Here is a 10151-nt window from a genome sequence, read left to right on the forward strand (position 1 = left end):
TATATTCCTTATATCTGCACCTCTAAAACCATATATCCCTTGATCCGGATCTCCTACTACACAAAGATTGCTGTAATTTTCAGCAAGAATTTGAACTAACTGATATTGAGCATAATTAACATCCTGATATTCATCAACAAGTATATATTGAAATTTTTCCTGATAATATTCTAAAACCTGAGGATAATCTCTAAAAAGCTCAACTGTTTTCATTATTAAATCATCAAAATCAAAAGCATTATTATCTTTTAATTTTTGCTGATAAATTGGATAAATTTTTGCTACTATTTCAGAAAAATATCCTCCTACTTCATTTTCATACTCTTTTGGAGTAAGTAATTCATTTTTAGCCTGACTGATTTCATGCAAAACAGCTCCAGGTTTAGTTTTCTTACTATCTATATTAAGATCTTTTAAAATTTCTTTTATTAATTTTTTCTGGTCATTTTGGTCAAAGATCACAAAATTTTTCTTGTATCCTAATTTTTCAACTTCACGCACTAATATTCTTACACAAAGAGAGTGAAATGTACTTATCCAGGGTTCATCTGGTAATCCATTTAATAGATTACTAATTCTATCTTTCATTTCCTCGGCCGCTTTATTGGTAAAAGTAACAGCAAGAATATTTTGCGGAAATACTTTATATTTAGCTATTAAATAGGCAACTCTTCTGGTTAAAACTCTAGTTTTTCCACTGCCTGCACCAGCTAAAACCAGCATAGGACCTTCTAGATGTTTTACTGCCCGTTTTTGTTCTTTATTTAGATCTTCAATAATTTCCTTAGCTTTCAAAATATCACTCCTAATATATTAAATAAATTATAATATTATAAATAATAGCATTTAATTAATTTCTTCTGGTAATTGATTTTCATCTAATGGGTTTGGGAAATATATAAGATGACTTTCACAATTGCAATCACTTGAACCAAATCCAGAAACAATTATTTTCCCACCTAATTCTTCTTTTAAATAAGAAGCAATTTTACATTCTCCCTTTTTATCTACTTTCCAGGTATAATGGTTTTTGACATGTCCCTCTGCCAGAAGATGGTCAACATGCCAGTGAGCTTTTTTACTTACAGCATAATGTCTTTCAATACGAGCTTTTAAGTTTTTTTGAGCTGAACCCGCATAATAATAATATCCTGGAGGAAAAGAAAAAATACCTAAAGCCCCTACCTCTATTTTTTTAGGTTTATGTAAAAATATTTCTAATAAATACACTCCTGAATCATATTCTAAATCAATATTTATTTCCTCACTCACTTTTTTCCCTCCTTTTATACAAGTTTTACACACGTTTATTATTTCTATAAAATCATGGTTATTTCCTGCAATAAATTATTTAGCTTCAATATTTTGAAAACAATAACCCTTTCTTTTTACGATATTACTCCTTTTTATTTTCACCTTTTTGGAAAAAATAGGGCCATCAAGTACTACAGTATGAAATTCACCATTTTCACCACAAACATCCACATCTCTTTTCTCTAATTCATCCATTAAAGAAAAGGTTAATTTTTTTCCTAAAAAACTTTCCGGTAATTTATCTTCTTTTATTACTATAATTTCTGCTTCAAAACCTAATTTTATAAAATTTTCCATAACTTCTCTTCTTTCCATCTTCCAGAGGGGTAATTTAGCTTTTAAATTCTTTTCAGTACATACTCTCTCAACCCATTCTCTATGTTCTTCCAGGTCAATATCTCCAAAAACTCCTGTATCAATTCCTTCATTCTTTAATTTCCCAAGTAGTTTTTTAAAATTTTCTTCATAATTATCCCAGCTTGTATTAGCTGTTATTAAAGGGATAGAAAGTGCTTCTGCCTGCTTTTGTAACAAATCTATAGATAAACCATGAGAACGTGACCTCTCACCATCATCAACAAGCATGGTTAATAATTTTTTTGCATAACCACCTTCTTCAAGTGCATAATAAAGAGATAAACAGGAATCTTTTCCACCACTCCAGGAAGCAAAAAATGAATAATAACTTTCTTTTATCATCATTTCACCTCAATTTTCTTTTTACATCTATCTTATTCTATCAAAATTAATTTTCTTTGTAAAAAAAAAGAACTACAGGATTTCTCCTGTAGTTTCAATATCGTCTATTATTGAATTTTAATCAACAAAATTATAAATGATTTTCAATAATTCATCTGGCATTTTTTGCTCATAAGCTAAATTGCCTGCTTCTGCCTTTTTAAGAAAATGGTTCACTCCCTTAATAATATTTAATTCTAATCTTTTATCAGGTACAGCAGAGGCCAACATTTTTGCATCTTCTACTCCCACTCGTCCATCATTGCTACCCTGAATAATACAAACTGGTTGATCTATTTCTTTTAATAAAGCTACTGGATCAATATCAAGCCAATCTTTTACAAATTTGGGCTGGGTGGCTAAACTCATATAAGTATCTTTCATTTTATCTGGAATATCATATTCATTTATATCAAAATCACTGTTTGTTCTTATAGCTTTATATAAGTCATCTAAAGCTTCTAACATTTCAGCTTTTGCACCCTTTATCCCGGCTTCTTCATATTGATCTGCTATAGCAGTAATTTGGGTTTTAAAAGTTTCTCCATGTGTATACCCAGAACCTGCAACAAGAATCAAACCATCTAAATCTGCACCTTTTTCAGCAGCCATAATAGTTAACATTGAACCCTCACTATGGCCTAAAACATAAACATTATCTTCTTTTACCTGTGGGTAATTATCTAAATACTCTATAATAGTTATTAAATCATCACGATAATCAAAAAAAGTAGGTGCTTCTTCTTTTGTAAGCTCAGAGCTTTCTCCTACTCCTCTTTTATCATAACGATAGGTCATTATTCCATTTGAACTTAAATAATGGGCAATTTCTTTTAAAGTATTTATTTCACGACCTAAAAGTGGATTATTACCATTTCTATCTGTAGGACCTGAACCAGCTACCAGAATTACTAAAGGAATATCTTTATTAATACCCTCTGGTTTTGCTAAAGTACCAAAAATTTTGTCCCCTTTGACAGGTACTGCTACTTCAGATTCTTTTATTTCGTATTCACCTGTAGCATAATCTATTTCTTCTCTACTAACAACTTTTTCAGAAACTCTATTTAATATAAAAGGAAAATTATATCCTGATTGATGAAAATCACCTTCCATTTTCTCTTCATCAATTTTACCATTAAATTCTACATTACCCTGGAGTTGAGGAACTGTCATAACAATCTCTTCCCCAGTTAATTCTATTTCCCCTAACGGAATTCCAAAAGCACCCTGTTGAGGAATATCAAGAGTACCACCTAAATCACCATTACTTTCGTTAATTTTCACTATAATATTTAATAACTGTCCTGATATATCAATTTCTCCCTCCCATTGACCGATCACTGCTGAATTTTCAATAGCATTAAGCTCTCCACTAAAACCAACTAACATAAACATTATCAATATTATAGCTAAAACTTTATTCATTATTTTTCACTCCATTCTATAATTTTTTTAAAATCCAAAATAAAATTTCCTTTCATTTTCAGAAATAGAAATTCCCAGGCGCGGAGCAAGGTGAATCCAGTTTCCAATTCCACTTTCAAAAATAAATTCTCCACCTGCACTTAATTTTTTATAGTCAAGTGAATCAGAATGATTATAATCTAAAAATATTTTCCCATAGATATCTCCAATAAAGAGGTTAGGATTCCAGCTCCCTTTTCTTATTTCAAAAAGTTTAGAATTATATCCTATACTATATTTATAACCACTTTTAAAATATATATCAGGTATTATCTCCCTGATATCAGTTGGTTTTTTTAATCCATCATATCTTTCAAGACCTAAAGATAATTTGGAATCACTAAGATAATAATTATATTTTCCTTTCAGTACATAATTACTATTTTTAAAATCATAATCTAAATCAATAATAAAATCCTGTAAGGGATATGAAAATTCAAAATCAATACTATTTATATAATTAGAAAAATCAGTACTTAAAGAAGTATTGATTTCTGTTAAACCTTTTTGCTGAGAACGATATAAAGGATAATAAAATTCAATTTCATTTTGTCTTTGGTTTTTATTCAAATAACTATCTATTGATATTCTAAAAGGATTTAAATAATTATTTTCATAATAAATATTATAGCCTCCATAAGGAGATAACAAAATTTGATAATTATTATATCCTAATGGGTCTTCGCCAGTTACAAAAAATGGAATAAATCTAATACCAGGTTTTAATAAATATTTTAAATTTTTATACCCTACCTTTTTATTTTTTTCTACTAAATCAAAATCTTTTTTTATAAAAATTTTATCTTCCCTATTAATTTCTTCATGAACATAGTTAATACCTTTTTTAGATTTATTATAAATTCTCATTCCACTGTTGTAATAAGAAGTAAAATAAAGTTTATCTTTAGTTATTACACCATTTGCAGCGTAATCACTGTTTGTTAACTTTTCTTTTTTATTTGTTTCTAAATTTAGTTGATAAATATTATCATTTCCTCCATAATTTGCTGTAAATAAAAGATTATCACCATTTAAACTAATCATTTTTTCTGCATAAGGAGTATTGATAATATTTTTGATATTTAAATTTTTATAATTTAAATAATATATATCCCAACTACTGTTTTTTTCTTTACTAACAGTAATTATTTTATCTTTATATTTTTTCATCTCAGTTATTAATAAAGGTATTGAACCTATCATTACTTTCTTATCATCTTCATATTTAATAATTTTAGTGCCAAAATTATTCCTGTCAGTCAAACTATAAATAATTTTTTTATCATTAATAACAACAAAATCTCTAATTTCATCACTTACTATTTTTTTAGTTTCACCATTTTGAAGATTATAACAAAAAAGAGTTGTATAAGTACCATAAGAATCATTACTCAAATTATTAAATCCTTTTTTAGTATCACTTAAAAGGTAATAAAGTTTATCATTTTTAATTTTTAAAGTTCCATAATTATTAGCTAAAAATCTTTTTATAACTTTTTCTTCATTATTTGTTATATCATATTCAATTAGTTTATTTATTTTTCTATAATTAAAATGAGAAACTTGAGTTTTTTCTGTAAGGAAATAATAAATTTTACCATTATTATTAGAAGTTAAATTAGTAATATACCCATTTTCCTTTTCAATTAATTTTTCTCCATTTATTTCCCATTTTTTATTTGTTTTTTCAACCTGATCTTTCCATTCTTTATAAAGAGTTGCAAAACTACTATCATAAGTTTTTTTAGCTGCCATATCAAGTCCTATCATTGGAAAAACATCTCCTATAAATGGAGACCAAAAATAAGAACCATAAGTATCAAATAAATCTGCCAATTTTTCTTCTCCAAATTCTAAACTTAAGTATTCTATAAATTTTGCTCCATATAAATATTGATAATCTCGGGGAAAATGATTATGATTATAAGTTATTTCACTCAAAGAAGGAAGATTATTGGTTGCACTTTTTGCTTTAAAAATTGCATCATAATAACTACTATTTAGTCTCCCAGTATATCCAGAAAAATCGGATTCACTATAAACAGCTGTTCCTTCTATTAACCAGATAGGAGAATGCAAATTAGGAGATAATAAATTGCCATGTAAATATTGTAAAATAGAACTCATTTCAGAAGTATTAGTTAAGTGTCCTAAATGAGTAAGTTCATGAATAGTTAAAAATTCATACCAATTTTCATATGGTGCTAAACTAGAATTACTTCCAGGAGGATAAGTAAAAATTCCTATTTTATTATTTATGTTATCAGCATAACCATTCGAAAACTGACCTCTATCTTCAACTACCACTACTACCTTTTCTGACAAATTATTACCGGTTAATTTAACTATTTTTTCTTTTTCTTTTTCTAAATAATATATTGTCTCTTTTGCCTGAAAATCATAATTTTCTGGATAAAATACTAAAAAATTATCACTTTCATATTTTTTCCATTCTATTGCTGATACAATATTGGTTCCAATCAAAGAAATTATAAAGAAACTCATAAAAATTATAATTATATAATTTTTATATTTTAAAAAAATATTTTTAAGCTGCATTAAAATCCTCCTAGATATTTACTTTTATTTAATTATATAATATTATACTTCTAAAGTAAATCAGTTGACTATAATCAACTGATCTACTCCTGTTTTCAGGGCCATATTATAAATTGGAGGTGTTGATACAATACTTTCATTAATAAACTCCAACTCTTCTGTTTTTAATATAACTTTATAATCTAAATTTTGTAAATAATCCATAAAATCATCTCTATTTTTTACCTCATTATTTATCTTTATTAAGTTTTTTTGAGCCATATTTTTATTTTTAAATATTATCATTTCTTTTTTATTTCCAAATTTTATTTCTATTATATTTTCTAACAATTTTAAATTCATCCTATTTTCTCCCTTTTAGCTTCATCAGCAAAATCTTTTACCAACTTTTTGGCAACAACAGCTTTAATTAAATTACCCGGGCCATCTACACAACCTTTCTCACAGGCCATACCTTCTAAAAACGAAAACTCAGCCTCATTTTCTTTAATAGCTTCCAGTTTAGTTTTACATTCATCTAAACCCTGAGCTGCTTCAAATTTAATATTATCTATATCAATTTTTTTATTTTCCAAATAACTTTCTATTGCTGTGCTAACCCCTCCACTGTAAGGGAAAATTCTACCAAGTTTACTGGCATCATCTATTTTTTCTCCAGTATCCATTTTTTCTAAATTAATTCCAAAACCGACAATAATACTTACAAGTTCTTCAAAAGTTAATACATAATCTATATTTTCATAAGCTGCAGCCTCAGATTTTTTAGCTATACAGGGACCAATAAAAATGGTCTTTATCTCCTCATTTTTTTCTTTTAAATAATCTGCTGTCTTAATCATAGGAGATACTGTTGTGGAAACATAATTGCTTAATTCTGGATAATGTTCATTAACTAAAGTTTTAAAACCAGGGCAGCAGGAAGTTGTCATTACTTCTTTCCCTGCTTCCATCCTTTCTAGAAACTCTTCTGACTCCTCTTCTACCACCTTATCAGCCCCATAGGCTACTTCAACAACTTCAGTAAATCCTATTTCTTTTAATGCTTTTTTAACCATTTCTGGTTGAACTCTAACCCCAAATTGACCGGTAAAAGAAGGTGCCAGTAATGCTGCTACCTCTGTGTTTCTATTTTTTAATAATTTTAAAACCTGGACAATATAGGAAATATAATCAATAGCTCCAAAAGGACAGGCTACTATACAACTTCCACAATTAACACATTTATCATCATCAATTTCAGCTCTTCTATTTTCATCAGAAGTAATTGCATCTACTGCACAGGCTCTAACACAGGGTCTCTTATTTTCATTTATTGCATTATATGGACAAACTTTTGCACATCTTCCACATTCAATACATTTATCCTGATCTATAAAAGCTCTATTTTGTATAACTACTATTGCATCTTTAGGACAGGCATTAACACATTTATGAGCCACACAATTTCTACAGGCATCTGTTACCATATACTTGTCTATTGGGCAACTATCACAGGCTTTTTCCAATACTTTTACAGCATTATAATCTGCATCAACTTCATTTAATTTACTTGCTAATTTTGATAAAGGAGCTTCCGGATAGTCTTCAGGATCAAACCCTAGGGCCAACTTTATCCTATCTCTGATAATTGCTCTTTCTTTAAATTCACAACATCGATGCCGAGGAGAATCATCATTAATTAACTTTTTCGGTATTTTATCGATTTTTTCTTCTAATTTATTTTCCAATTCCAGTCTTACTAATTCAGTATAAACTCTTCTCCTTATTTTCACAACTTCTGATATAGTATTATTCCCCATTATTTTACCTCCTTTATCTTTATTAAAGGTTTTCTTTTAGATACTTGTCTAATAAATCTCGTAATTTTTCTGGATTTTGTTCACCATATATCTCTCCATCAATTTTTACTACTGGAGCCATCTCACATTTGTCTTCAATACAATGACTTGATTTAAATTCAAATTCATTTTCATACTTATCTGGTAGATTTTTAACCAAATCCAATAATTCTTCTGCTCCCATCAAATGACAGGGAGTCCCAACACATATTTCCACTTGTATTTTATTCATTTTCTAAATCACCTCTTTTGTGTTTTTGTTCACATTTGAATCAAAAATTAATACCATTCAATACTAACTTTTTTATTAAGTTTTTTTAAATAATTAGCTATTCGATCAACAATTTGACTTCTAATCCCTAATTCCAGGGGCAGATTCAAACTTTGATGAGATTCATTCATTGCTCTCCCAACTAAAAAATTGATTTGATCACTTTTTAATAATAATCTTATAAGTTGTGATGCTCCATCTTCTTTTTCAGGTAATAATTGTCCCTGTTTATAATCATCCAGAAATTCAAGAACTTTATTTAAAGTAAGCAATCCTTCTGTTACAAGGTCTATACCTTTTAAATAACTGACAGGCGGTATATCTCTATCATGATATTCAAAAGAAGTTTCCAGTTCTTCATCTAATTCCCGTGCTGCTATTTGGGCAGTTGTCCCTCCATTAATCACTTTTTTTCCTGAGGAGTTCATTAATTCTTTTATAACTTCTGGATCATCTTCTTTTTTTTGGGGAGGACCAGATAAAACCGTTACTTCTCTTGTTCGCCTATATTTTACTCCTAAAATAGTAAAATCATCACCTGGTTCTGTAAAATAATAACCCTGACAGATTCCTACCATTTTATTTATTATATATTTTAATTCTTTTTTCTTTTTTGCTACTTTTTCAAGATGATCAGCTACTCCTTCCCAGCCCAAACCAAAATCTAAAAGACCACCAATACCGGCATGAAGAACACCGTCGCTGGCCATAAAAATCATATCAGACCTATCCATTTCAAATTCCGCCTTTTTTATTCTTTTGCCTCTTATTTTGATTTCAGTTGTTTTAATAGATTTTACTTTATTATTTTTTAATAAAAAAGCAGAAGGAGTGTCCATTTCTATTAACTGAACTTTACCTTTATTGTCAATTTTTAAAACAGCTAAGGTTGCATAAGCTATTTCTCTTACCTCACAAATAGGTAGAGTTTCAATAATTGTTGCTATTATTTCTTCTAAAGGTAAGTTTTTATTTAATAGTCCAATAGCAATTTTAGAAGTAAGAGTTGATAATATATTTGCTTTTATTCCACTACCTAAACCATCTGAAAGAACAATAATAGTTGTATCATCCTGTTTTATAACTTCTACATTATCTCCACAAACTTCTTCACCATCTTTAGCAATACTTTTATAAAATTCTTCTACAACTAACTTCATTTAATCACCCTCCTGAATCAATTCAGTTAATTCATAAAGGGCTGATTTTGTTTCAACAGTAGTTTCTCCAAGTAATCCAGCAATTTCCTGGACAATTTCCATTTGCTTATGAACTACATCAGCAGCTTTATCTGCTGCTAATTCTTTCATTTCTCTCATTTCTTCTTTTTGTCTTTCCTGTTCAGTTTGGTCTGTAAAAATACCAATTACAACCCCATATTCTTCTAGAGGAAAAATAGTCTGATCTGTTACAAGATCATATTCTTCATAACTTACTTTTCTATGTTTTATACCTGTATTTTCTTTTAATACTTTTTCAAATAATTCAGGGTCTATAAAGCGAGAAAGAGGTTCTCCAACAGGTGATCTACCTTTTTTATTAAACATTTCATTAGCAACAGGATTAAACTCCTGGATTATAAGATCATTATCAACTACAATAATTGCATTATGAGAAGATTCCACAATTATATCTGATAAAGATTCAGCTTTTGATTTCATATATGGAATACACATTTTTCTTTTTGCCAGTCCCTGATAAACTGCAATAGCTTTTTCGCGACAACTATCATAACCACAACCACCACAGTTAGTTTCATCTTCCTTACTATATTTTCCTATACTTTCTAGAATCTCTTCAATCTCTTCTTCAGAAGGTTCAGGAAAATTATACTTTTTATTTTTATAAATTCTTTCTAAACTTAACTTATCTCTATTAAATTCATTTTTAGCATTATTTCTTTCTATTTTTTCAGCAGTATATTTTTTTATTAACTGTTTTCTTTTGGCTTTACTTAGTTCTTT

10 protein-coding genes are annotated in these 10151 nt (G+C 28.5%); all 10 read right to left on the bottom strand.

Annotation, left to right across the window (positions count from 1 at the left end; genetic code table 11):
- Nucleotides 1–795, bottom strand: a 795-nt coding sequence (locus tag VJ881_01040) for a UvrD-helicase domain-containing protein (protein HKL74626.1), incomplete at its 3' end; no start/stop codon positions are given.
- 51 nt (nucleotides 796–846) lie between these two features.
- A complete protein-coding gene (locus tag VJ881_01045; GenBank protein ID HKL74627.1) occupies nucleotides 847–1272 on the bottom strand; it encodes a GIY-YIG nuclease family protein in 426 nt (141 codons plus the stop codon).
- Between the two features lie 75 nt (nucleotides 1273–1347).
- Nucleotides 1348–2013, bottom strand: a complete 666-nt coding sequence (locus VJ881_01050) for a diphthine--ammonia ligase (GenBank protein HKL74628.1) — start codon at nucleotides 2011–2013, stop codon at nucleotides 1348–1350.
- A 117-nt stretch (nucleotides 2014–2130) separates the two neighbouring features.
- Entirely contained in the window at nucleotides 2131–3480 is a 1350-nt protein-coding gene (locus tag VJ881_01055) for an alpha/beta fold hydrolase (GenBank protein HKL74629.1), read from the bottom strand.
- A 27-nt stretch (nucleotides 3481–3507) separates the two neighbouring features.
- Entirely contained in the window at nucleotides 3508–6078 is a 2571-nt protein-coding gene (locus VJ881_01060) for a hypothetical protein (protein HKL74630.1), read from the bottom strand.
- 60 nt (nucleotides 6079–6138) lie between these two features.
- On the bottom strand, nucleotides 6139–6420 hold the full coding sequence (locus VJ881_01065; GenBank protein HKL74631.1) for a hypothetical protein: 282 nt from the start codon (nucleotides 6418–6420) through the stop codon (nucleotides 6139–6141).
- Nucleotides 6417–7877 carry a 4Fe-4S dicluster domain-containing protein gene (locus VJ881_01070; protein ID HKL74632.1) on the bottom strand — a complete coding sequence of 487 codons (1461 nt, stop codon included), beginning with the start codon at nucleotides 7875–7877 and terminating at the stop codon, nucleotides 6417–6419. Before VJ881_01070 ends, VJ881_01065 begins: the two co-directional genes overlap by 4 nt.
- A 22-nt stretch (nucleotides 7878–7899) precedes the next feature.
- Complete coding sequence (locus VJ881_01075; protein ID HKL74633.1) at nucleotides 7900–8148, bottom strand: NAD(P)H-dependent oxidoreductase subunit E; 249 nt, start codon at nucleotides 8146–8148, stop codon at nucleotides 7900–7902.
- 47 nt (nucleotides 8149–8195) lie between these two features.
- Nucleotides 8196–9347, bottom strand: coding sequence for a SpoIIE family protein phosphatase (locus VJ881_01080; protein HKL74634.1), 1152 nt, complete (start codon nucleotides 9345–9347; stop codon nucleotides 8196–8198).
- A partial coding sequence (locus tag VJ881_01085; GenBank protein HKL74635.1) for a (Fe-S)-binding protein occupies nucleotides 9348–10151 on the bottom strand: 804 nt, incomplete at its 5' end.

The organism is Halanaerobiales bacterium, from assembly GCA_035270125.1.
GTDB lineage: Bacteria > Bacillota > Halanaerobiia > Halanaerobiales > DATFIM01 > DATFIM01.